This is a genomic window from Schaalia odontolytica (assembly GCF_009730335.1).
Classification (GTDB): Bacteria; Actinomycetota; Actinomycetes; order Actinomycetales; family Actinomycetaceae; genus Pauljensenia; species Pauljensenia dentiphila.
The window spans coordinates 1,133,561-1,157,260 of sequence record NZ_CP046315.1 but is presented as its reverse complement, the minus strand read 5'-3'; the positions used below and the strand labels follow the sequence as shown (position 1 = coordinate 1,157,260).

Here is a 23,700-nt window from a genome sequence, read left to right as displayed (position 1 = left end):
TCCAGCGGCCCACATCACACTAGTCTACGGAATCTGCCGAGAAATGATCCCACGCCCCGCGCAGGACCGCCCCATCCATCATCGCCTGCGGTTCCTCATCTGGCCGGCACGCTCGCACCCCGCCGACAACGCGGAAGCCGTCGGGCAGCAGTGCATCCGGCGGAAAAACGGCGATCATTCCGTGTTCCTCTCCCCCTTGCAGGACCCACCGCACGGGATCGACCGCGCAGACGCGGGCGGCGGGAGCCAGCTGGCTCGCCTCCGCCTCGATGGCATCTCGATTGAACTCGACGACAACGCCCGAGGCCTGAGCGATGCGCCCTGCATCCGTCGCTGGCCCATCCGACAGGTCCATCATGGCGCGAGCGCCCGCAGCCGCAGCGGCCACGCCGGAGCCCAGCGGAGGCCTCGGCGCACGGTACGTCTCAATGAAGGGCGCCAGCTCGCCCAGCTGCTCAACTCCTCGCGAGGAGGGATCGACGTACCCACCTTCCAGGAGATCGAGGCCGGCGTAGGAGTACCCGAGGGTGCCGCTGACCGCGACGACATCTCCGGGGCGCGCGCCGTCACGGCGCACCACCGGGCCCGGGCAATAGCCGAAGGCCGTGATCGAAATGACGAGCTTCTCCCCCGCACTCAGATCTCCACCGACCACACCGGCTCCAACCTCGCGCGCGCGGTCCCCCAGGCCTCGGACAACATCCAGGAAAACGTCCGAGTCCATGTCGCGCGGCGCCACCACCGAGGCAACGAGCGCCGAGGGACGTCCTCCCATCGCATCGATATCCGCGAGGTTTTGAGCGGCAACGCGGGCACCGACCTCGTAACCGGTCGACCACGACAGGTGGAAATGCTGGTCCTCCACCATGACGTCCGTCGTCACGATGAACGATCCTTCGGGAGCCGCGACCTGGGCACAGTCGTCGCCAATGCCGATCATCGTGCGCTCGCCGCGCGGGAAAGACTCGCGGAAATGAGACACCAACTGTGCCTCGGACAGCTCAGCTAACTTCATAGGAACCAGACTAGTCGCGGGCGCAGCACCGCGCCGCGAAGGCACCTCAGTTTTCGACGCCTCGCACGGTCTGGGAGGCAAAGAGGCAGGTCGCGGCCGCGCTGGCCACGTTCAGAGATTCAGCATCACCCGTCATCGGGATAGACACGAGCCCATCGCACAGGCGCATCTCGTCGCCCGACAGGCCGCGTGCCTCGTTGCCGAACACCCACGCGTGCGACTGGGACAGGCGCGAGCGGGCCGACACTCCCTGCACGAGGAGATCGGAGAGGCTGATCGAAGCGGCGCCGCCGCTGGTACCCAGCAGGGCCGCACTGCGGCCGTGAATCAGTGCGCGGGCGTCAGCAAAGGAAGGGACCACGCACACGGGAATGTGGAAGACGGAGCCAGCGCTCGAGCGCACAACCTTCGGGCTCGCGGCATCTACCGTGCCCGCGACGGCCACGACACCGACCGCACCGAATGCGTCGGCCGTGCGAATGATCGTGCCAACGTTGCCGGGGTCGCGCCCCTGAGCGAGCACGACGATCGTTTCGCCAACACTCGGCTCCGGTAGTTCACGCGACAGCGCATCCAGGGAGGCGACTGCGCAGATGCCCTGTGAGTCCCCCGACAGGGCCGCAGACACCTCGGCGGTCACCGGGTGCACCCAGCGCGTCGCGCGCCGGGCCACGTCCACGACGTCCGCGTGCGTCTCCCACGCGTCCTCCCTCACGTACACGTCGCGCACCGCATCCGGTCGGTGCGCGGCAAGTTCACGCACGGCCTGAGGCCCCTCAACGAGCATGAGGCCCGAACGCGAACGCGCCGAGCGCCCGACCAGACCCGACACCCTGCGCACGCGATCGGCGCGGGGATTATCGAGGACCGTCAGGCGCTCGGCGGAAAAGCTCACCTATCAGGCCTTGGGCGCGTTGATGTCGGCGGGCAGCGCGTCCTTGGCGACCTTCACCAGGGCGTTGAACGCGTTGATGTCGCCCACTGCCAGCTCGGCCAGCATGCGACGGTCGACCTCGACACCAGCCAGGTTCAGGCCCTGGATGAGGCGGTTGTAGGTCAGGCCCTGGGCGCGGGAAGCAGCGTTGATGCGCTGGATCCACAGACGACGGAAGTCACCCTTCTTGGCCTTGCGGTCGCGGTAGGAGTAGACGAAGGAGTGAGTGACCTGCTCCTTGGCCTTGCGGTACATGCGCGAGCGCTGGCCACGGTAGCCGGAGGCCTGCTCGAGTACGGTACGACGCTTCTTCTTGGCGTTGACAGAACGCTTAACACGTGCCATTTTCTACTGTTCTCCTCTTACTCGAGCTCAGATGCCCAGCATGCGCTTGACGCGCTTGACGTCAGCGGTCTCCAGGACCTGGTCGGTCGCCAGACGGCGGGTCTTACGGCTGGACTTGTGCTCCAGCAGGTGGCGGGCGCCGGCCTGCTCGCGCATGATCTTGCCCGAGCCGGTCGTGCGGAAGCGCTTCTTAGCACCGGAATGAGTCTTGTTCTTCGGCATTTCTATTCCTTCGTTGTGAGGCGATGGGTATCGCCGTCAGTCCTGTTCGTCAGCCTTGTCGGCTGCCACTCGGGCCTGGTCCTTGCTGGCGCGCTCCGCGCGCTTGCCCCGGCGCTCAGCGCGCTCGGCCTCGCGGCGCTTGCGCTGCTCAGTCAGGGCGTCAGCCTTGCGCTTGGTGGGGGCCAGCACCATCGTCATGTTGCGCCCGTCCTGACGGGGCATCGACTCGACGGTGGCAAGGTCACCAATCTCCTCGGCGAGGCGCTGCAGGAGGCGAACGCCAGCCTCGGGGCGAGACTGCTCTCGACCGCGGAACATGATCATGACCTTGACCTTGTCGCCGGCGGACAGGAAGCGCTCAACGTGGCCCTTCTTGACGCCGAAGTCGTGATCGTCGATCTTCAGTCGGAAGCGGATTTCCTTCAGCTGCGTGTTCGCCTGGTTGCGGCGAGCATCGCGGGCCTTCTGGGCGGCTTCGTACTTGTACTTGCCGTAATCCATGAGCTTTGCGACGGGCGGCTTGGCGTTCGGCGCAACCTCAACCAGGTCGAGCCCGGCCTCTTCGGCCAGACGCAGCGCGTCCTCAACTCGGACGACGCCGACCTGTTCACCTCCGGGTCCCACGAGGCGAACCTCGGAGACTCGAATACGCTCATTGATGCGAGTCTCGCTGATGAGCGGCTCCTTCCACAGAATCCTTATGCGCGAAACGAAAAGCCTCCGTTACGCGACGCGCACGGAGGCTTCCATAGGTCAACACACACGGGTGTTGACCGTCGTACCCGATCCCCTGCGCGGCGCCCCTGATGGGCGGCATCCTCTCTGTCGAGAGGCGGGTATCCAGGTGGGATTTCTCCGCTTGCGTTCCGGGCTTTCGCCCAGACGGTCGTATCAACTGTACCAGAAATGAGGAGAGGTCGCCAGATCAGCAATCATTGCGCGCCTCACGCTTTACTGGGAGCGTTCGATGCCTGTTCAGCGCAGGACGGGCGCAATCTCGACCCGGTCGGCTGAGGTGATGAGGCGAGGGTTCGCTCCCAGGGCGTTGAGGGCGGCCGACAGGGTTTCTTTTATTGCCGAGGCATCGGCCCCCTGGGCGAAAGACGCGCGGTCCACGGACACGACGACGCGCGTGAGACCGTCGCCCGCGTAGGCAATCTCAACATCGACGATGGCCGGGCACGCTGCGATGGCCTCGGCGAGCAGGAGCTCGCGCAGAGCCTCGTCGCGCCAGGCGGGCAGCCACTCATCCCCCTGCGCGAGCGCGGCCACGGCGGGGCGCGGCAGCAGCACCGCATCGGTACCCGGGTTGACGACGATGCGCCCGCCCGTCTCCACGAGGGCGGTGAGCCCGATTGTGCGGAAGTCCAGGGCCATCGGGCGGTCACCGGGGCGGTGAGCGGACAGCGCCTGCGCCGAAGAATAGATGGCGAGTGCCTCTCCAGCAGGAGTCTGAGCGCGCACGAAGTCGATCGGGTTGTGTCCGTTTTCCCCAGCGTGAACGCCCGTCACGCGCGGGTCGGGCTCAACGTCGATGGGAACGATCACGCGCTCGAAAACGAGAGCATCAACGAGGGCCTCAAGCCGGGCCGCTCCCCCGTCGCTCCCCTGCCCCAACGCGAGCGCCCGGGCGGTCCGAGGAAGCCCCTGTCCCACGTCTGCGCGGTCGTGGCTCATCATCGACAGGCGCTGCGCCAGTCGGTTCTTCTGTTCCTCGGTGAGAGAAGGTGGCGTGGGAGTCATGAGAGTTCCTCGTATCCGGCAACGTCCAGCGCGTCGGCCAGAGTGAATGCGCCCTGGTACAGGGCCTTTCCGACGATCGCGCCCTCGATGCCGAGGGCACGCAGGGCTTCGATGTCGGCCAGGGAGTTCACCCCACCCGAGGCGATGATGCATGCGGGAGTCTGGTCCGCGACGCGGGCCAACAGTTCTCGATTGGAACCGTTCATCTGACCATCACGAGTCACGTCTGTGACGACGAGGCGGGCCACCCCCGCCTCGTTCAGGACGCGCAGAGCCACCCAGACGTTGCCGCCCTCGCCGCTTCCGCCACGCGCGGCCAGGCTATCGCCGCGCACGTCCAGGCACACGGCGATGCGCTCACCGAAAGTATCAACGGCCTCGCACACGGCGTCGATGTCATCGAGGGCTTGCGTCGCAATGTTGACTCGCTCGGGTCCCATCGCGAGCCCGGCCTCGACGGCCGCTCGGCTCGTGATGCCTCCCGACAGCTCGACGCGCACGGGAACCTCGCGGATCACCCGGGCGAGCAGCTCAGAGTTCTCGCCGCGACCAAACGCCAGGTCCAGGTCCACGAGGTGCACCCAGCGAGCCCCGGCCTCGTCAAACGAACGGGCCACATCGATCGGGCTGCCCCAGGATCCCTCGTCGATCACCCCCGAGGACAGGCGCACGGCCTGCCCGCCCGTCACGTCGATCGCGGGCAGCAGTTCGAGGATTGTCATGATTGCTTGCGTCGCAGCCAACCGAAGGGGCCGCCGCCCTGGCAGCTGCCGTCGGCGGCCACGGAATCCTTATAGTCGGCGGGCGTCGTACGTCCCAGCAGGAGGTCCTCCGTCGCCGCGGGCATCGCACCCAGCAGCAGACCCGCGGGAATCGTCTCCTCGGGCTCACCACCCACGTAGCGCTGGGCGGAGATACGACCCGAGACACCCGGCTCCACGCCGTCACCTTCCACAAGCCAGCTCATGAGGGCGACCGCCCCGTACTTCGACAGGTTTGAGACAGCCCGGGCGACACGATCCACCGCGTCAGGCATCGGACGCTGGCCGGTCAGCAGCGTGTCGAGTTCCTCCTCGTCGGTCGGAGTCGTCTCCACACGCAGCCACACAGCGGTCCACGGCTTGAGACGCACGATCGACTCGCGCACACCCGTCAGCGCAAGCAGCGAGTGCAGCGCCTCCGGGTAAGAAATCGGGGCGAGCACGAGAGCAACCGACAGGCGACCACCCTCCAGGTGCAGGGACTCGTCAACGGGAGTGTCGTCCGGATCGAGGGACGGCAGAGAATCGCCCGCGGCGGGCGTCGATCCCAGCGATGCAACCAGCGACTGGAACTCCGCGTCAATATCGTCGTTGTGAGCGCTCACCGCTCCTCCTTATACTGTGTGTCTCTACCCAAGGATACTGTTCATCTACGCCCTCGCGCGTGATGCGCTCTCCACCAGCGAAAGGATTCACCATGAGCACACCGACGATCCCCGTGCGCGGGGAGATCAAGCTCGGCCAATTCGTCAAGCTCGCATCCCTCGCGGAAGACGGCGCGCAGGCCCGCGAACTCATCCAGGCCGGCGACGTGACCGTTAACGGCGAGGTGGAGACGCGCCGCGGCCATCACCTGAGTGCCGGCGACATCGTCGAGGTCGACGCCCCCTGGGGCAAGGCCGCTGCGATTGTCGGATCCGCCTCCTGAGCACGCCCGTCGACGATGCGAGCCGAGTCCCACCGGGACCCGGCTCGCATCATGTTAGGACGAGGTGACGACGCCGCCCGCGCCGACAACGGCCTTGATGTGACTGAAGAAGGCGCTCGTCTGTTCGACGCGCAGCTTTGGATCCAGCTCGACAACCGTGGTACGCCCCGGCTCCGTCAGGTGCAGGCGCACCGGGGAGCCACCCGGGTAGGACTCTAGGACGCCGCGCAGGTCGGTGAGCAGCTCGGGCGTACACCGGGCCGCCGGCAGGCGCAGGTCGAGGGGCAGGTCCGCCCCGCCCGACAGATCCAGGAGAGTCATCGACTGGCCGTAGATGGTCATGCCCTCCTCACGCACGTTCACCTTGCCCTCAATCTGGACGATGATGTCCTGCGCGAGGTAGGTCTGAATCGACTCGTAGGAGCGCGGGAAGAAGAGCACATCCACCGAACCCGACATGTCCTCGATTGTCGCGATCGCCCAGGCGTTGCCCTGCTTCGTCACCTTCGTCGTGACGCCCGAAATGAGGCCCGCAATCTTCACGATTCGATCCGCCATCGCCCCGTCCGAGCCGACAACCTGCGCGATCTCGTAGTCCTGGTGGCGAGCCAGCGCCGCCTCCACCCCACGCAGCGGGTGGTCGGAGACGTATAGACCGAGCATCTCGCGCTCGGCCGCCAGCTTCGTCTTGCGGTCGAACTCGGGCAGGTCCGGGATATCGATCGTCAGCCCCGAGCCCGTGTCTTCGTCCTCCCCCAGCGCGCCGAACAGGTCGAACTGTCCGATCGCCTCGTTACGCTTAACGTCGATGATCGCGTCCACGGCCTCGTCGCAGCGCGCGAGGAGGGCGCGGCGCGTGTGACCCATCGAGTCGAAAGCGCCGGCGCGGATGAGAGACTGGATCGTGCGCTTGTTGCACACCACCTGAGGCACCTTGTCCAGGAAGTCCTGGAACGAGGCGAAACGCCCCTTCTCGGCGCGGGTTTCCACAATCGCGTCGACGACAGGGCCGCCCACGTTCTGGATGGCGTTCAAGCCGAAGCGGATCGCCTCACCGTCAGGCGCAAAGTTACCCATCGACGCGTTCACGTCCGGGGGCAGGACCGTAATGTCCATGTGGCGGCACTCCGCCAGGTACAGGGCTCGACGATCCTTGTTGTCCTTCGTCGAGGTCAGCAGGGCTGCCATGTACTCCGTCGGGAAGTTCGCCTTGAGGAAGGCCGTCCAGTAGGAGACGAGGCCGTATGCGGCCGAGTGGGCCTTGTTGAAGGCGTAGGCGGAGAAGGGAACGACGACGTCCCACAGGGCCTTAATCGACTCCTCGGAGTAGCCGTTAGCCACCATGCCCTGGCGGAAGCCCTTGAACTGCTGGTCCAGAACCTCCTTCTTCTTCTTACCCATGGCCTTACGCAGAATGTCTGCCTGGCCGAGCGAGTAGCCCGCCAGCTTCTGGGCGATCTGCATGACCTGCTCCTGGTACACGATCAGACCGAAGGTCGTTCCCAGGATGTCCTCGAGCGGCTCCGCCAGCTCCGGGTGGATGGGCGTGATCTCCTGACGCCCGTTCTTACGCAGCGCGTAGTTCGTGTGGGAGTTCGCACCCATCGGGCCGGGACGGTACAGGGCGCCGACGGCCGAGATGTCTTCGAAGTTGTCGGGCTTCATGAGCTTGAGGAGGTCGCGCATACCGCCACCATCCAGCTGGAAGACGCCAAGGGTGTCGCCTCGTCCCAGCAGCTCATAGGTCTTCTTGTCGTCGAAGGTCAGGTGGTCGAGGTCCGGGTCCGGCTTACCGTTGAGCGCAATGTTCTCAAGCGCATCGGACACGACGGTCAGGTTACGCAGCCCCAGGAAGTCCATCTTCAGCAGGCCCAGCGTCTCGCACGTCGGATAGTCGAACTGCGTGATGATCGCGCCGTCCTGCGGGCGCTTCATGATCGGGATGATGTCGGTGAGCGTGTGGGAGCTCATGATGACCGCACACGCGTGCACACCCCACTGGCGCGTCAGGCCCTCCAGGCCGAGCGCGTACTGGACGACCTCGTGCGTATCGGGGTTCTCCTCGTAGAACTTACGGAACTCCGAGGCCTCGGCGTAGCGCTTGTCCTTCTCGTCGAAGATGCCGTGGACCGTGATGTCCTTGCCCATGATCGCCGGGGGCAGCGCCTTGGTGAGCTGCTCACCGACCTTGAAGTCCTTGCCGAGGATGCGCGCGGAGTCCTTCAGAGCCTGCTTGGTCTTAATCGTGCCGTAGGTGACGACCTGGCTGATGCGGTCCTCGCCGTACTTGCGCTTGACGTAGGCGATGACCTCGTCGCGCCTGCGTTCGTCGAAGTCGACGTCGAAGTCGGGCATCGAGATTCGCTCGGGGTTGAGGAATCGCTCGAAAATCAGGCCGTGCTCGAGGGGGTTGAGCTCGGTGATCTTCAGGGCGTAGGCAACCATCGAACCCGCGCCCGAGCCACGGCCCGGTCCCACGCGGATCCCCTGGGACTTCGCCCAGTTGATGTAGTCGGCAACCGTGAGGAAGTAGCCGGGGAAGCCCATCTTGATGATGACGTCTTCCTCGTACTGGGCCTGCTTGCGCACGTCGTCCGGAATGCCATTCGGGAAGCGATCGCGCAGGCCTCGCTCAACCTCCTTGATGAACCAGGAGGTCTTGTCTTCACCCTCGGGGACCGGGAAGTCGGGCATGTAGTTGGCGCCCTCCTTCGTGGTCGTGAAGTGCACGTCGCAGCGCTCGGCGATCTCGAGGGTTGAGTCGCAGGCGCCGGGCAGCTCGCTCCACAGCGCACGCATCTCGTCCGAGGAGCGGATGTAGTAGCCGTCGCCGTCGAACTTGAATCGGTCGGGGTCGTTGATGCGCGAGCCCGAGTTGATGCACAGGAGTGCGTCCTGGATCTTGCGGTCCTCACGCTTGACGTAGTGCGCGTCGTTGGTCGCCACGAGGGGCGCGTTCATGAGCTTAGCGATCTCGAGGACCTGCTGGTGGGTGCGCCGCTCGATGTCGATGCCGTGGTCCATGACCTCGACGTAGAAGTTCTCCGCCCCGAAAATATCGCGCAGCTCCGCGGCCTCAGCCACGGCCTCGTCCCACTGCCCCAGGCGCAGACGCGTCTGCACGGCACCCGAGGGGCAGCCCGTGAACACGATGAGGCCCTCGTGGAACTGGCTGAGCAGCTCCTTGTCGGCACGCGGCCACTTGCCGAACTGGCCGTCCGTCGAGGCGTAGGACCCCAGACGGAAAAGGTTGTGCATGCCCGTCGTGTTGTAGGCGACCAGGGTCAGGTGGTTGTAGGAGCCGCCGGCGCTCACGTCGTCGGCACGCTGCCACGGCTCGCCCCACAGGACCTTCTGGCGATCGAAGCGCGAGGTCCCCGGAGTCACGTACGCCTCAAGGCCGATGATCGGCTTGACGCCCGCGTTCTTGCAGTTCGTGTAGAAGTCGAAGGCACCGAAGAGATAACCGTGATCCGTCAGGCCGATCGCGGGCTGCCCGAGACGGGCGGCCTCCTCCGCCATCGCTTTCGTCTTCGCCGCTCCGTCGAGCATCGAATACTCGGAGTGGTTGTGGAGGTGCACGAAGGAATCAGCCATGCGTCGATTCTACTGTCCGAGGCCCACGCACCCACGCTGAACGCCCCGAGCGGTGCGGTCGTTCATCTCACGGCGTGACGGCCGCGACGAGACCGGGGCCGGGAAGCGCGGAAGCCTCACCAACGGTGGTTAGTTGCGCGGGTGGCGCAGCTCCTCGAGAGCATCGGCGAGATCATCCGGATAGGGACTGGACACACTCATCGGCATGCCCGTTCGGGGGTGGGCGAATCCAAGTCGAACGGCGTGCAGCCACTGGCGTGTGAGACCCAGGCGCTCCGCCTGGGTCGGGTCCGCGCCGTAGAACGTGTCACCCACGCAGGGGTGCCCGACGGCGGCCATGTGCACGCGGATCTGGTGGGTGCGTCCCGTCTCCAGGTGCACCTCGGTGAGCTGAGCACCCGCCATGAGTTCGAGCGTGTCGTAGTGGGTGACGGCGCGCTTGCCACCGTCGATGACGGCCATGCGCCACTCGCGCGAGGGATGTCGACCGATCGGAGCGTCGATCGTGCCCGAGGCCGGGTCGAGGTGACCGGCCACGACGGCGTGGTACACCTTTTCGATCGTGCGTTCTTTGAACGCGCGCTTCATGACGGTGTATGCGAGCTCGGACTTGGCGACCATCATCGCACCCGAGGTGCCCACGTCGAGCCGGTGCACGATGCCCTGGCGCTCGGGAGGGCCGTAGCTGGTGATGCGGTATCCCGCCGCCTCCAAGTTCCCCAGGACCGTGGGCCCCTCCCATCCGGGGCCCGTGTGGGCGGCGACGCCAACAGGCTTATCGACAACGACGATATCCTCGTCGTCGTAGAGGATCGCCATGTCGGTGACCGGCGTCGGCTTGCTCTCCGGTTCCGGAATGGTGACCTCGATGATGTCGAGGGCCCCGAGGCGATCGGATTTGCCGGCGGCAACGCCGTTGACGAGAACGTGCCCGTCCCCCGCCAGCTCCGCGCAGCGCGAGCGCGACAGGCCGAGCATGCGGGCCAGAGCGGCGTCGACCCTCTCACCCACGAGGGCGTCGGGGACGGGAAGCATACGGGAACTCACTGAGCGTCCTCCTTCGATGGTTCACGAGAGAGCGCGAGGGCAAGCAAAGGCGCCCCGAGGACGATCCAAATGTCTGCAACATTGCCGACGAACCAGTTACCGTAGGCGATGAAGTCGGTGACATGACCGACGCCGAAGCCGGGCTCGGCAGTCAGTCGGTCGATCAGGTTTCCAACGGCACCCCCCGCCAGCAGCGCGATCGCCAGCAGGGTCGAGGCACGGTGGACGCGACGCGCCATCACGACCAGCACGCCGATGATGACGACGGTGAAGATCGTCAGAATCCACGTCTTGCCGGCGGCGAAGGAGAACGCGGCACCCGAATTGTGCACGAGGGACAGCGACAGCCACTGCCCGATGAGCGGGCGCGGCCCCTGGCCGTCAAGGACGGTCCGCGCCCACATCTTTGACACCTGATCGGTGGCAATAGCGGCAGCGAACACGAGGCCCGCGTACATCCACGTCGCGCGGGTATGGGTCGGGTGAGAGGAGTCAGCCATGGTTCCCTATCTTAAACGAGCGGCGGCGGCGCACCACGAAGTGCACCGCCGCCGGTCAGAGCGCTTGCGATCAGTTCTCGCCGTTGTCGACCTCTTTGAGGAGGGTCTCGAGGTGGTTGCGCAGATTCGAACGGTACTCGGCCTCGAAGGTACGCAGACCGTTGATCTTGTTCTCGAGCAGCTCGCGCTCCTGGTCGAGCTGGGAGAGCAGCGAGTCCTTCTGCTTCTGGGCGTCGGCGATGATCGCGTCGCGCTGGGCATTGGCCTCGGCGATAATCTTCGCGGACTGCTCTTCGCCGTCGCGCACGTACTCGTCGTGGACGCGCTGGGCGAGGGCCAGCATGGAGGTGGCGGACTCCGCATCCTGCGGGCCGGTGAGGGCCGGGGCCGGGGTCTCGACGACCGGGGCTGCCACGGGGGCGGGGTTCTCGGCCGGCGTGTAGTCAGAGTTGGACAGCTCGGCAATGCGGCGCTCAGCGGCCTCGAGCTTTTCCTTCAGATCCTGGTTCTCCATCTGCAGGGAGTAGATGGTGGAGACAACCTCGTCGAGGAACTCATCAACCTCGTCCTGGTCGTATCCCTCGCGGAACTTGACGTACTGGAACTTCTTATTGAGGACATCCTCGGTGGTGAGCAGGGCCATTTCTTCGCCTCTCGGTCGTTTCGATTGGACGCGCGGAAGCCGCACGCCTGGACGACCGGGAAGGCCGCCCGCTATCACGTCACGAAAATAATAACTGAAATTGTCACACTAGCAACATCCATCACGAGGTGAGGGACGTTTTTGTGGGACCTCTCATCCCCCTTTTTGGGCGCTACAGGCTTAAAAAGTACAGGAAAGTAGCGAAGCGCTGCCCAACGATAAGCACCAGGAATAAGAGCATGAAACCGACATCGATTGCCATGCCTCCACCCAGGCGCAGGGGCGGAACGAAGCGCCCGATCCAACGAATCGGAGGATCAGTCAGCGCGTAGAGAACATTCGCGAGGACCAGCAGAATGCCACTCGGGCGCCATCCGCGCGCGAAAAACTGAACCCAGTCCAGAATGACGCGTGCGAACAGCACCATCATGTAGAGGTTGATGAGAACGCTCAGTCCCCACCCGATCCAGCCAAGAATGGCCACGAGCGACCTCAGCCCTGGTTGTAGAGGGAGCCGCGACGGCCGGAAGTGTTATCACCCGCAACCTCAACCGTGGCCGGCGACAGAAGGAAGACACGGTTGGTGACGCGCTCGATGACGCCGTGCAGGCCGAAGGACAGGCCGGCTGCGAAGTCAACCAGTCGACGCGCTTCTTCCTCACCCATGTCGGTGAGGTTGATGATGACGGGCGTACCATCACGGAACGCCTCACCGATCGTGACGGCGTCAGAGTAGGCGGTGGGGTGGATCGTCACAATGCGAGTGAGATCCTCGGCCGGCTCGTCACGGCGAATGCTGGTCAGGGTCGGACGGGACACGGGAGTAATGTCGGCCACGGGAGCTACCTCTTCCACCTCGTCGAATTCATCGAATTCATCGATGGGCTCCTCCGGTGAGTACCAGCCCATGAACTTACGTGCGCGTGCACCGAACGACTCGCTCATTGTTCCTCCTTCAGCCGATGCATAGCCACAAGCTACAGTTACCGAGCGGCATCGCCGAGCAGGGTGCTCGGCGCGTCGCAAGGACCGCGCCGGCGAGCCTCGTCACGGGGCGTTTCCGCGTCGAAACCATGGCGCGGGAAAGCCGCCGACCCGCGGCCCATTCGGAGGTGTAGGCCCCAGTCAGGCGGGAACGATGATGAGCGCCTGGCGACCGCAGAACGAGTCGGCGCGATACGAGAAGAGGTCGGCATCCTCGAGGGTGCAGCGCTCGTCGATATCCACTCGCACGCCCCGCGCTCCCAGAGTCGAGGCTGCAGCGCGGGGAAGGTCAAGTGCGGGGGTATCCCACGACGTGACAGAACGGATGCCGGGCATGAGTTCTTCGCTCTCATCGGCCATGTCGGCGGGCACCTCGTAGCAGCGCCCGCAGATCGCCGGGCCGATCAACGTGTCGATCGGGCCGCCGTCGAGGCTACGGATGCGGGCAACGGTCTTGTCAAGGATCCCGCCGAGAAGGCCGCGACGACCCGCGTGCACGGCTGCGACGATCTGACCGGAGGCGGCGGAGAACACGACAGGCAGGCAATCCGCGGTCTGCACGGCGAGGGCAGGAGCTCCCTGCCAGCCACGGGCGTCGACGATGATGCCGTCGGCGTCGACGGGCCCCCACTCCCCCGTCGCAGGCTTACCGAGCGCCTCTCGGGAAGCCGCCATAGTGGGCGCGCTCTCGCATCGAACGATGAGTTCTACCCGGGTTGAATGAGTCTGATCCATCCAAACAATATCGCGTCCGAGCGTCGCCGCCAGGGAACGTCTGCGCTCACGCACGAGCGATTCCTGGTCACCCACATGCAGGCCAACATTGCCGCATAGCGCTCCGGTGCCCGGGTCCACCTCGGTGAGGTGGACCCGGGCACCGGCCCAGAGCTTGTCACTCATCAGCGCAGGAAGGGAGGAATATCCAGCTCTTCCTTCTCGGGCGCCTCGGGGTAGACGCGAGGAACCTCGAAGGAGTGCTCGGACTCGGACTCCTCGTACTCAGCGGCAGCGGGCGTCTCGACGGGGGCCGGAGCGGCCACACGCACGGGAGCCGCAACATCAGCGCGGTGCTGCGGGCGACGCGTCGACAGCTGAGTGATGCGGGTGGTCTCGGTGGCCGGAGCCTTGGCCTCGGGAGCGGCAGGACGCTGCTGAGCCACCGGAGCGGACACGCGGGCAACGTTCGGGCGCGACAGGGCCGCATCCGTGGCCTCGTCGAAACCGGCGGCGATGACCGTCACGCGGATCTCGTCACCCAGGGCATCGTCGATGACGTTACCGAAGATGATGTTCGCCTCGGGGTGGGCGGCCTCGCGCACGAGCTGCGAAGAGCTGTAGACCTCTTGCAGGCTGAGGTCGGAGCCACCCTGGAAGAACATGAGCACGCCGTGGGCGCCGTCGATCGAGGCTTCCAGCAGCGGGGAGGAGATGGCGCTCTCGACGGCGCGCAGCGCACGATCCTCACCGGTCGCCGCACCGATACCCATGAGGGCCGAACCGGCGTCCTTCATGACCGACTTGACGTCGTTGAAGTCCACGTTGATAAGGCCGGGGGTGGTGATCAGTTCGGTGATGCCCTGGACACCCGAGAGGAGCACCTGGTCGGCAGCTCGGAAAGCGTCGAGCACGGAAATGTTCGCGTCGGAGATCTCCAGGAGACGGTCGTTCGGGATGACGATCAGGGTGTCGACCTCTTCGCGCAGGGTCGTCACGCCACCCTCAGCCTGAGCCGCACGACGGTTACCCTCGAACGAGAAGGGACGGGTCACAACGCCGACCGTCAGAGCGCCAGCATCGCGGGCGATCTTGGCGACAACGGGGGCCGCACCGGTACCGGTACCACCCCCCTCACCGGCGGTCACGAACACCATGTCTGCACCCTCGAGTGCGGCGGTGATCTCGTCGATGTGATCCTCCGCAGCCTTACGGCCGACGGCCGGATCCGCGCCGGCGCCCAGGCCGTGCGTCAGTTCGCGGCCGATGTCGAGCTTGGTCTCGGCATCGGACATGAGCAGAGCCTGCGCGTCAGTGTTGACGGCAATGAACTCAACGCCCTTGAGGCCGACCTCGATCATTCGGTTCACGGCGTTAACTCCGCCGCCGCCGACGCCGACGACCTTGATCACTGCCAGGTGGTTTTGCGGTGTCGCCATGGATGTCTCCCTTGCATCAGACCCTCAACCTCTAGTTGAAGGTTGATGTTTTACGTGCTTCGTGTCGGAAAGAACCTAGGGGTCCGCGGGCAATCCTTCAAGCCAACACGCGGACAAAAGAAAAGGCTTAACTGGTCACAGGGTGATTCGGCGACGACACGTCGTAGGTGCTCGCCTGAACATTAGCCAGTAGAGTCGCCAACACCCGCGCCTTTTGCGGCGCATCTCCGCGGGTTCCCCACTTGACGGTCTGACCACCGCGCAGCGTGAAGTTCACCTGAGTTCCCGTCGACGTCACGGCCGACACCTGCGCGCGCGTCGCCTCGTCCAGCGCCCCCAGCACGGAGGCAATATCTGCCGCGCCAGTCGCCCGGTCCTCCGGGAGTGTCACGAGCGGGTAATCCCCCGCCGAGGGCACCTGCTGGAAGGCGACACCCTGATCGTCCACCAGCCAGTAGCCACCCGACGCGGCCTCAACAGCCATGCCCGTTCGCATCGTCACCGACACGCGCAGGCTGGCAGGCCATCGACGCGACACACTCGCCGAGCGCACCGCCACATTCGACTCCACCGCGCGTGCCACCGCCTGCGTATTCAGGCGCGTGAGCGGAACCCCCTCGAAGGAGGCAATTGACGAGCGCACGGAATCCGCCGTCACCAGCGTGCCGTCCTCGCCGGAAACGACGACCGCGGACGACGAGAACGCGAAAACGGGCGAGAAGAACGCGCCCCACACGACTCCCGCCGCGAGCGCGAGCGTCACAAATGTGAGCGCGATACGACGAGCGAGGAGAAAACGACGCGCGCGGGTGCGCTCACGCAGGCGATCCCCCAGATCCGTCGCCTCCTCGCCGCCCAGCAGGGATGCGGCATCGGCGACGGGCATGGGACGGTCCACGGTCGTGCGCGCGCGGCGGCGCTGCGTGAGCGAGGAGGAACGACGCTTCGGCTCCTGCGCGTCCTCATCCGCAGACGGGGACACGATCTCATCAAAAGACGAGGCGGCCTCCTCCACGCGCGACGACTCTTCCTCGGGGGAGCGAGCTCCTCCCGGGCGCCTCGGCGACGGTGGCCTCATGCCTCCATCCGCTTCCATTCATCGAGTACGTCGGACGCACAGCGAGTGATCGATCCAGCGCCCATCGTCAGGCACACGCCGCCCTCGGGGGTCAGCGAAGCGGCCAGGCGGGCGGCCTCGTGCATGTCCTCGACGTAGAACGCACCCTCAATGCGCGACGAAATGAGGGACGAGTCGACTCCCGGCTCGGGATCCTCCCGGGCGCCGTAGATGCCGGCGAGCACGACGTGGTCCGCGCCCGACAGCGCCTGGGCGAAACGCTCCGCGAAGATACGCGTGCGCGAGTAGAGGTGCGGCTGGAACACGACGGTCACATCACCCTCGCCTGCCACGACATGCGCCTCCCGGATCGCGGCCTCCACCTCCGTCGGGTGGTGGGCGTAGTCATCGAACAGGCGACGCGAGCCGACCTGGCCGCGCGCCTCAAACCGACGTGCCGCGCCGGTAAACTCGCCCAGGCCATCCGCAATCGCCTGAGGCGACAAGCCGCATTCGATGCCTGCCACCCACGCGGCAGCCGCATTGAGCACGTTGTGCTCACCGGGGACGCTCAGCGCCAGCGACGCGCTGAGTTCGCCCCACGTCAGCGACGCGCCAGCCCCTTGCGCTTCCACGCGCACGTCAGCGATCACCACGTCGGGGGTGCACAGCGAACGCTCGCGGCGACCGTAGGTAACGACTCGCAGCCCTTCCGCGCGCGCCGATTGCGCCAGCCGAACAGCGCCCTCGTCCTCGGCGCAGGTCACCAGCAGGCCCCCGGGGACCATACGGCGCGCGAACTCGACGAAAATCCCCTCGAACTCCTCGCGGGAGTGGTACCGATCCAGGTGATCGGGCTCGACGTTGGTGACGATCTCGATCGCCGGGGTGTAGTTCAGGAACGATCCGTCCGACTCATCGGCCTCGGCGACGAACACGTCCCCACCGCCGAGGTGTGCGCCGGTACCCAGCTGGGGCAGCACACCGCCCACGGCCACCGACGGGTCCCGCCCACAGGCCGACAGGCCGATCGCGAGCATGCCCGACGTCGTCGTCTTCCCGTGCGCGCCGGCGACGCCGACAAAGCGCATGCCCGAGGCCGCGAGAGCAAGAGCCTGCGAGCGGTGAATGACGCGCTGGCCGCGCTCGTGCGCAATCGCCAGCTCCGGGTTGTCCTCGCGGATAGCAGTCGAGACCACGACCACGGAGCTCGGGTCCACGTGCGAGGCCTCGTGCCCGACGAAAGCGCGAACGCCCACCGAGCGCAGGTGCTCGAGAACGGCGGATTCCTCTCGGTCAGAGCCTTCGACCGTGGCGCCCCGAGAAGCCAGCAGCTCAGCGACGACACTCATGCCCGCGCCGCCGATACCAATCAGATGAAAACGATCCTGCAGCGTCGGCTCACTCATGGTCACCCTCCTTCACCTGTTCCAAAGCCAGATCCGCCAGCGCACGGGCAGCCCCCGCGCGGCCCAGCGACTGCGATGCGGCCGCCATGTCCGCCAGGCGGGTCGAGCCCAGCAGAGGGAAGACGTTACGGCGCACGAAGTCGGCCGTGAAGTCCTTGTCGTCAACGAGCTGGGCACCGCCGGCGGCCACGTGGTCCGCCGCGTTCAGACGCTGCTCACCGTTACCAATCGGCAGCGGCACGTAGATGCAGGGCAGGCCCAGGGCCTCCATCTCGGCCACTGTTCCCGCCCCCGACCGACACACGACGAGGTCTGCGACGGCCAGCGCGTCCTCCATCGTCGTCAAGTAATCAATGACGTGCCAACGATCCGACAGACCTGCTGCCTCAACGGCGGCGCGCACGGGCTCATCCTTGCCCCGGCCGGTCAGGTGCACAACCTGGGCACGCTCCGGAAGCGCATCGGCGGCAGCGGTCACCGACTCGTTGACATGCAAAGCACCCAGGGAGCCGCCCGTCACCAGCAGCGTCGGCGCATCCGCATTGATGCCGAGACGCTCGGCTGCCTCGCAGCGCGCCTGGCCAGCACCCTCAGCGTCTGCGCGGCGGTCAGCAAGCTCGGCGATCGCCGCACGCAGGGGTAGGCCGGTCACAACCGTGTGACCGTTGCGCGCCTTCAGCGGAGAGGAAGGGAACGTCAGGGCGACGACCGCTGCATTGCGCGCGCCCACCTTGTTCGCCAGGCCGGGTCGCGCATTCTGCTCGTGAACGACGATAGGCACGCCCACGCGCTTCGCCGCAATGTACGCGGGCGTCGACACGTAGCCACCAAAACCAACGAGCACATCAGCGCCTTGAAGCGCCTGAGCGCAGCGCTTCACGGCGTCCGCGAAACGACTGGGAAGAGTGAAGAACGCCAGGGAGGGACGCCTCGGCAATGGAACGCGGGGGATTGCTACGAGCGAGAATCCTGCGGCGGGAACCAGATCCGCCTCCAAACCAGCCTTCGTCCCCAGGACGACAACCTCAGCTCCACTCTCGCGCAGCTGCGCCGCCGTCGCCAGCAGAGGATTCACGTGACCGGCGGTGCCGCCGCCAGCCATCACAACCTTGACCATATGCGTCTCCTTTACGCGTGTGCGTGACACCAGTGTAGCGAGCCGCGCAGGCCAGCAGGTGCCGCGGGCACCTCAGCGCGCCGAGCGACGGCGAGGGGCGAGGCGGGGATCACGCCCAGCCGAGGCCTCGTCGGGGCGGCCGATCATCCAAATACCCGCGCGTGCTCGAGCAAACGAGGCAACGACGGCGATCGCGGTGATCGTAAACAGGAACGACGAACCGCCGTAGGACACGAGCGGCAGAGGCACGCCGATAACCGGTCCCAGTCCCGTCACGGACAGGACGTTGATGACCGTCTGGATGCCGATCCACGAAGCCACGCCCGAGGACACGATCGTCACGAACAGATCCGAAGATTCGCGCGCCACGCGGAACATGCCCCAGATCAGCAGGCCCAGGCACAAGAGCACGCCAAGGGTGCCGAGCAGGCCAAATTCCTCGCCGACGATCGCAAAAATGAAGTCCGTGTGCGCGGCCTGCAGGTAGTTCCACTTCTCGCGCGAGGCTCCCGGCCCGAGGCCGGTCAGGCCACCCGAGCCCAGCGCCCACAGAGAGTGGTCAATCTGTTCGGGAGCAGACTCATCCGGCCCCTTCGATGTGCCCGGGAGAATCGCCAGGATACGGCGGATACGCGTCGGGTTCGACAATACGAGCAGCACCATCGTCGGGACGGCGAGCACGACGAGGCCACCGAACCAGCGCTTGGGCAGACCAGCCACCCACATCGCTCCCAGCGCGCCGACAGCCACAACCATTGCCGTGCCCATGTCTCGGCCCAGCATGACCGCGCCAAGCGCCGTCAGGATCGGCAGGCCGACAGCCAGACTCATCGCCTTCCAATCGCCGCGCTTCGACGCCGACTTCGAGACCATAAAAGCCAGGAACACGATGAGCGCAAGCTTGAGGAACTCGGAGGGCTGGGCCATGATCGGACCCACCTTCACCCAGTTCGCGTTACCACCCTCCGAGCGTCCCAGAGGGCTGAGAACCAGGGATTGGAAGCCCAGCGCGCCCACGAACATGACGGGGGCCAGGTGCATCAGCCACCGCTGAGGCACGAGGAGGACAATCGTCGCAATTACGAGCGACACGAGGATGATGATCAGCGGGCGAGCGTAGGCCGTGTAGGGGTTCTCCCCCTGCGCGATCGCCGTCACAGTCTGCGCCGAGAAGCCCATGATGAGACCGAACACCGACAGCAGCAGAGCCGGCACGATGACGAGGTAGTACGTCAACGCCGGATCATCCTTGCGTTCCTGCCCCGACCCGAATCGGATGCGAGGCAGCGTGATCGTCGGAATGTGCCAGCCGCGCTTATTCGTCGCCACCGGCACTCCCCCACTGGGCTGCCAGGCGCGACACAGCATCGGCAAACGCGTCGCCACGCTGACCGTAGTTATCGAACTGATCCCACGACGCGCAGGCCGGGGCGAGCACGACGGTGTCGCCCGGCATGGACAGTGCCACGGCCTCATTGACGACCGAGAACATCCAGTCCTCGTGGCCATCAACCTCGACGCGGGGAACGTCAGGCGCACCGGCCTGCAGCGCTTCCACGAGAGGCGCGCGGTCCTCACCGATAACGACGACACCGCGCAGCGTCGGCTCGACCTGGCGGATCAGTTCCGTGAAGTCCTGTCCCTTCGCATCGCCACCGACGATCCAGATCGCGCTGCGCGGCGGCAGTCCCGCGAGAGAGGCGCGCGCCGCGTGCGCATTCGTCGCCTTCGAATCGTCCACCCATGTCAGGTCCGCGGCGTGGGCGATAATCGCGCGGCGGTGTCCGGCCGGTCGGAACGCGCGCAGACCCGCCTCGACTGCCTCGGGCTCAACACCGTAGGCGCGGGCAAGAGCCGCAGCAGCCAGGGCATCCGAGACGACCGCGGCGGACGGGTGGGGGCCGTACGCCCCCGCCAAGTCAGAAATGTGCGCGAGGGCGGCAGCGTGACGCGCGCGGTCCTCCACAAATGCGCGGTCAACCAGCAGGCCCTCGACGATGCCGAACTGAGAGACACTCGGCGAGCCGAGGGTCAGCCCGATCGCGCGAGCCCCCTCCACGACGTCGGCGTTCTCCACCATCTGCTCCACCCGTCGATCGGACGCGGGGTAGACACATGCGCGGATAGTGTTCTCGTAGACACGCGCCTTATCGGCCGCATACGCCTCCACGCTGCCATGCCAGTCCAGGTGATCAGCATCCACGTTCAGGCAGATCGACGCCAGGGGCGAGACGGTGCGTACCGTGTGCAGCTGGAAGCTGGACAGCTCCACCGCGAAGACCTCGGCGTCAGAGTCAATCGCCCGCGTAATCGGCGTCCCGATATTGCCGACCTCTTCGGCCTTGGCGCCCGCGCACCGCAGGATCTCGCCGAGCATGCCGACAGTCGTCGTCTTTCCGTTCGTTCCGGTCACGACCAGCCACGGGCGACCCGCGTGCGGGCCTTCCTCCTGCAGACGCCAGGCGAGTTCCACCTCGCCCCACACCTCGATGCCGGCGGCCTCGCAGGCCGAGAACACCGGGTGGTGTGCGGGAACACCGGGGGAGACAACGACGAGGTCGAGGTTGGCCTCGACGATCGCGCGTGCGAGAGCCTCAGGATCATCGTCGACGTGAACATCAACGCCGGCGACGTCATCGAACAACAGGGATTGTCCCCCACGCGCGTCGAAGGCACGCACCTGCCAGTCGCGCGCGAGCAGTGCGCCAGCGGCCCCCTGCCCGGACTTGCCCCAGCCGACGACAGCAGCGAAACGGCTCATCGAAGGGACACCCACTCCGCGTAGAACAGGCCCGCGCCGGCCACCGCGATGATCGCAGCGATCAGCCAGAAGCGGATAACGATCGTCACTTCCTTCCACCCGAGCAGCTCGAAGTGGTGGTGCAGCGGCGCCATGCGGAAGACGCGCTTGCCGGTGGCCTTAAAAACGCTGATCTGGATGACGTCGGAGAGGACGACAGCGACGAAGAGGCCACCGACGACGATGGCGAGCAGCTGCGTCTGGGTGAGGATCGACAGGCCTGCGACAGCTCCACCGAGAGCGAGGGCACCCGTGTCACCCATGAAGATCTGAGCCGGCGAAGCATTCCACCACAGGAAGCCCGCGAGGGCACCGATCAGTGCGGCGCAGAAGATCGCCAGGTCGAGCGGGTCGCGCGTCGAGTAGCAGTTCGCCTGGTTCGCACCAAGCTGCGTACACGCCTGGATGCGCTGGAAGTAGGTGATGAACGTGTACGCGCCGAAAACGAAGATCGAGACGCCCGCGGCCAGGCCGTCGAGGCCATCCGTCAGGTTCGTCGCGTTCGACCAGGCAGTAACGATGAGGTTGGTCCAGATGAGGTACAGGGCGATGCCCAGGCCGAGGCCCGCAAAGCCCAGGGTCATGGCCGTGGGACGCGCGAAAGAAATCGCGAGGGTGCCCGGGTATTCATCGAACTCGTTAGGTTTAATGAGCGTGCCCAGGGCAAAGAGCGAGGCCACGGCGACCTGTCCGATGATCTTGCCGGAGGGGTGCAGGCCGAGAGAACGCTGACGCATGATCTTGATGCCGTCGTCGAGGAGGCCGATCACGCCCAGGCCGACGAATAGGAAGATCAGCAGCAAGCCGGACCACGACGGCCCGGCACCCGCGACAAGAGAGCCGATCAACCACGCGACGACCGTTGCGAGGATGATGACGACGCCGCCCATCGTGGGCGTGCCGCGCTTGGTGAGGTGCTGGGTCGGCCCATCCTGGCGGATGAACTGTCCGTACTGGTGCATGACCAGGAAACGGATGAGGATTGGCGTGCCCGTCACGGACAGGGCCATCGCGATAATAAACGCGGCAATAAGTCCAATCACTGGGTCGTTCCCTTCTCCCGCAGGATGTCAGCCACCTGCCACGATTGTGAACCGAAAGAACCCTTGACGAGGACGACTGCGCCGTCCTCGGCGTGTTCCAAGGCGAGCCGCGCAGCATCCTGCGGATCCGCGGCAACCTCACGATGGGGCACCTCGGGGGCTCCCTCTAGATAGTAGTGGGCATCTGCGCCAAGACCAATGAGTGTGTCGACTCCCGCATCGGCGATCAACGCGCCCACCTGCTGGTGGAGCGACTGGGAGTCCTCGCCCAGCTCGAGCATCTCACCGAGAACGGCGATGCGCTGGCTGTCGCGACCAATCGAAGCGAGGGCAGCGATGCCCGCGCGCATCGAATCCAGGTTCGCGTTGTACGAGTCATCGATCAGCGTCAGGTCCGTCCCGTCAACGCGCAGCTCGTGGACGTCCATGCGGTGCGGGCTCAGCGCACGAGCGCGTGAGAGGACACTCGCCACGGTCTCAAGACCAACCCCGAGGGTGAGCGCACCGGCGGCGGCGGCCAGCGCGTTCGCGACGTGGTGGCGACCCACGATCTTCAGCTCGACGGGGGCCTCTCCTTCGGGGGTCACCAGGGTGAAAGATGCGCGGTCGGCGCGGTCGAGGCGCACGTCGCGCACGACGACGTCGGCACGCTCGTTGCCCGAGGCCGAGAAACGGATCACGCGTCCGGTTGCCAAAGGAGCCATGGCCTCGACGTTCGGGTCGTCCGTATTGAGGATGACCGGACCGCCCGGGCGGGTTCCCTTGATGAGTTCGGCCTTCGCGGCCGCAACGCCCTCAAAACCACCGAAGCCGCCCACGTGGGCGTGGCCCACGCACAGCTCGATGGCCACGTCGGGGGCGACAATGTCCGTCAGGTAGGTGATGTGGCCGGGCCCTGAAGCGCCCATCTCAAGGACGAGGTGACGCGTCGTCTCGTCGGCCAGCAGCACTGTCAGGGGCAGGCCGACCTCGTTATTGAAAGACAGCTTGGGGGCGACCGTAGGCCCGTCCTCGCTCATGATCTGGAGCAGCAGGTCCTTCGTGGTCGTTTTACCCACGGAGCCGGTCATCGCGATGACATCCAGGTCGCCGCCACTGCGCAGCTTCTCGACGTGCGCGCGGGCCAGCGATCCCAACGCCTCGGTCGAATCCTCGACGACGATCTGGGTCACGGCCTCGTCGACCTCGTGCTCGACGATGACGGCGACCGCGCCGCGCGTGGCCGCACCGGACACGAACGCATGACCGTCGGCGCTCTCACCGCGGCGCGCAACGTAGAGCGACCCTGCCTGAGCCTCGCGGGAATCCGTCACCACGGGCCCCGTCACGGGAACATCGTTCCCGACGAGGCGACCCGACACTGCCACAGCGATCCACTGGGCTGATGCCTGCATGCTTTACT

The 23,700-nt window shown here is 66.0% G+C and carries 24 protein-coding genes; 1 reads left to right on the top strand and 23 read right to left on the bottom strand.

The features are described from left to right. Positions 1–19: 19 nt before the first annotated feature. From thiL to FOC40_RS04960, 8 genes are all read right to left on the bottom strand, one after another. Complete coding sequence (gene thiL / locus FOC40_RS04995) at positions 20–1,015, bottom strand: thiamine-phosphate kinase (RefSeq protein ID WP_003796261.1); 996 nt, start codon at positions 1,013–1,015, stop codon at positions 20–22. 46 nt (positions 1,016–1,061) lie between these two features. Continuing rightward, a complete protein-coding gene (locus tag FOC40_RS04990) occupies positions 1,062–1,910 on the bottom strand; it encodes a TrmH family RNA methyltransferase (protein WP_039929730.1) in 849 nt (282 codons plus the stop codon). A gap of 3 nt (positions 1,911–1,913) precedes the next feature. Further along, the gene (gene rplT / locus FOC40_RS04985) at positions 1,914–2,294 is read right to left on the bottom strand and encodes a 50S ribosomal protein L20 (RefSeq protein ID WP_003792666.1); all 381 of its coding nucleotides are present in this window, start codon (positions 2,292–2,294) and stop codon (positions 1,914–1,916) included. Between the two features lie 27 nt (positions 2,295–2,321). Then, entirely contained in the window at positions 2,322–2,516 is a 195-nt protein-coding gene (rpmI, locus tag FOC40_RS04980) for a 50S ribosomal protein L35 (protein ID WP_003792667.1), read from the bottom strand. 36 nt (positions 2,517–2,552) lie between these two features. Continuing rightward, positions 2,553–3,140 (bottom strand): translation initiation factor IF-3, encoded by a 588-nt coding sequence (infC, locus tag FOC40_RS04975; RefSeq protein WP_003792668.1) that lies wholly within the window; start codon positions 3,138–3,140, stop codon positions 2,553–2,555. Positions 3,141–3,491: 351 nt separating this feature from the next. Further along, a complete protein-coding gene (locus FOC40_RS04970) occupies positions 3,492–4,259 on the bottom strand; it encodes an SseB family protein (protein WP_003796256.1) in 768 nt (255 codons plus the stop codon). Next, positions 4,256–4,981, bottom strand: a complete 726-nt coding sequence (locus tag FOC40_RS04965; protein ID WP_003796255.1) for a HisA/HisF-related TIM barrel protein — start codon at positions 4,979–4,981, stop codon at positions 4,256–4,258. Before FOC40_RS04965 ends, FOC40_RS04970 begins: the two co-directional genes overlap by 4 nt. Then, positions 4,978–5,625, bottom strand: coding sequence for a hypothetical protein (locus tag FOC40_RS04960; protein ID WP_003792672.1), 648 nt, complete (start codon positions 5,623–5,625; stop codon positions 4,978–4,980). Before FOC40_RS04960 ends, FOC40_RS04965 begins: the two co-directional genes overlap by 4 nt. Before the next feature lie 92 nt (positions 5,626–5,717). Here FOC40_RS04960 and FOC40_RS04955 point away from each other — a divergent pair, with 92 nt between their 5' ends. Continuing rightward, positions 5,718–5,948, top strand: a complete 231-nt coding sequence (locus FOC40_RS04955; protein WP_003796250.1) for an RNA-binding S4 domain-containing protein — start codon at positions 5,718–5,720, stop codon at positions 5,946–5,948. 54 nt (positions 5,949–6,002) lie between these two features. On the opposite strand, the gene dnaE is transcribed toward FOC40_RS04955, so the two are convergent. The 15 genes from dnaE to FOC40_RS04875 all read right to left on the bottom strand — a co-directional run bounded on the left by dnaE (position 6,003) and on the right by FOC40_RS04875 (position 23,692). Next, complete coding sequence (gene dnaE / locus FOC40_RS04950; RefSeq protein ID WP_003796248.1) at positions 6,003–9,545, bottom strand: DNA polymerase III subunit alpha; 3,543 nt, start codon at positions 9,543–9,545, stop codon at positions 6,003–6,005. A gap of 129 nt (positions 9,546–9,674) precedes the next feature. After that, the gene (locus FOC40_RS04945) at positions 9,675–10,580 is read right to left on the bottom strand and encodes an RluA family pseudouridine synthase (RefSeq protein ID WP_003796247.1); all 906 of its coding nucleotides are present in this window, start codon (positions 10,578–10,580) and stop codon (positions 9,675–9,677) included. Between the two features lie 8 nt (positions 10,581–10,588). Continuing rightward, positions 10,589–11,092 (bottom strand): signal peptidase II, encoded by a 504-nt coding sequence (lspA, locus tag FOC40_RS04940; RefSeq protein ID WP_039929724.1) that lies wholly within the window; start codon positions 11,090–11,092, stop codon positions 10,589–10,591. A gap of 70 nt (positions 11,093–11,162) precedes the next feature. After that, positions 11,163–11,735 (bottom strand): DivIVA domain-containing protein, encoded by a 573-nt coding sequence (locus FOC40_RS04935; protein ID WP_003796243.1) that lies wholly within the window; start codon positions 11,733–11,735, stop codon positions 11,163–11,165. 172 nt (positions 11,736–11,907) lie between these two features. Continuing rightward, entirely contained in the window at positions 11,908–12,219 is a 312-nt protein-coding gene (locus tag FOC40_RS04930; RefSeq protein WP_003792680.1) for a YggT family protein, read from the bottom strand. 8 nt (positions 12,220–12,227) lie between these two features. Beyond that, complete coding sequence (locus FOC40_RS04925) at positions 12,228–12,680, bottom strand: cell division protein SepF (protein WP_003796241.1); 453 nt, start codon at positions 12,678–12,680, stop codon at positions 12,228–12,230. Positions 12,681–12,860: 180 nt separating this feature from the next. Beyond that, positions 12,861–13,619: a polyphenol oxidase family protein gene (locus FOC40_RS04915; protein ID WP_003796240.1), complete on the bottom strand. Its 759-nt coding sequence runs from the start codon at positions 13,617–13,619 to the stop codon at positions 12,861–12,863. Further along, positions 13,619–14,872: a cell division protein FtsZ gene (gene ftsZ, locus FOC40_RS04910; RefSeq protein WP_003796238.1), complete on the bottom strand. Its 1,254-nt coding sequence runs from the start codon at positions 14,870–14,872 to the stop codon at positions 13,619–13,621. The genes FOC40_RS04915 and ftsZ overlap by 1 nt, the downstream gene beginning before the upstream one ends. Before the next feature lie 127 nt (positions 14,873–14,999). Beyond that, positions 15,000–15,887, bottom strand: coding sequence for a cell division protein FtsQ/DivIB (locus FOC40_RS04905; protein WP_003796235.1), 888 nt, complete (start codon positions 15,885–15,887; stop codon positions 15,000–15,002). A 59-nt stretch (positions 15,888–15,946) separates the two neighbouring features. After that, a complete protein-coding gene (gene murC / locus FOC40_RS04900) occupies positions 15,947–17,338 on the bottom strand; it encodes a UDP-N-acetylmuramate--L-alanine ligase (RefSeq protein ID WP_003796233.1) in 1,392 nt (463 codons plus the stop codon). Further along, entirely contained in the window at positions 17,331–18,455 is a 1,125-nt protein-coding gene (gene murG / locus FOC40_RS04895; protein WP_003796230.1) for an undecaprenyldiphospho-muramoylpentapeptide beta-N-acetylglucosaminyltransferase, read from the bottom strand. Before murG ends, murC begins: the two co-directional genes overlap by 8 nt. A 72-nt stretch (positions 18,456–18,527) precedes the next feature. Continuing rightward, entirely contained in the window at positions 18,528–19,823 is a 1,296-nt protein-coding gene (locus tag FOC40_RS04890) for an FtsW/RodA/SpoVE family cell cycle protein (protein ID WP_003792689.1), read from the bottom strand. Then, positions 19,771–21,216, bottom strand: a complete 1,446-nt coding sequence (gene murD / locus FOC40_RS04885; protein WP_003796227.1) for a UDP-N-acetylmuramoyl-L-alanine--D-glutamate ligase — start codon at positions 21,214–21,216, stop codon at positions 19,771–19,773. Before murD ends, FOC40_RS04890 begins: the two co-directional genes overlap by 53 nt. Beyond that, positions 21,213–22,298 (bottom strand): phospho-N-acetylmuramoyl-pentapeptide-transferase, encoded by a 1,086-nt coding sequence (gene mraY, locus FOC40_RS04880; RefSeq protein ID WP_003796225.1) that lies wholly within the window; start codon positions 22,296–22,298, stop codon positions 21,213–21,215. Before mraY ends, murD begins: the two co-directional genes overlap by 4 nt. Beyond that, positions 22,295–23,692, bottom strand: a complete 1,398-nt coding sequence (locus FOC40_RS04875; protein ID WP_003796222.1) for a UDP-N-acetylmuramoyl-tripeptide--D-alanyl-D-alanine ligase — start codon at positions 23,690–23,692, stop codon at positions 22,295–22,297. Before FOC40_RS04875 ends, mraY begins: the two co-directional genes overlap by 4 nt. Between the last annotated feature and the right edge of the window lie 8 nt (positions 23,693–23,700).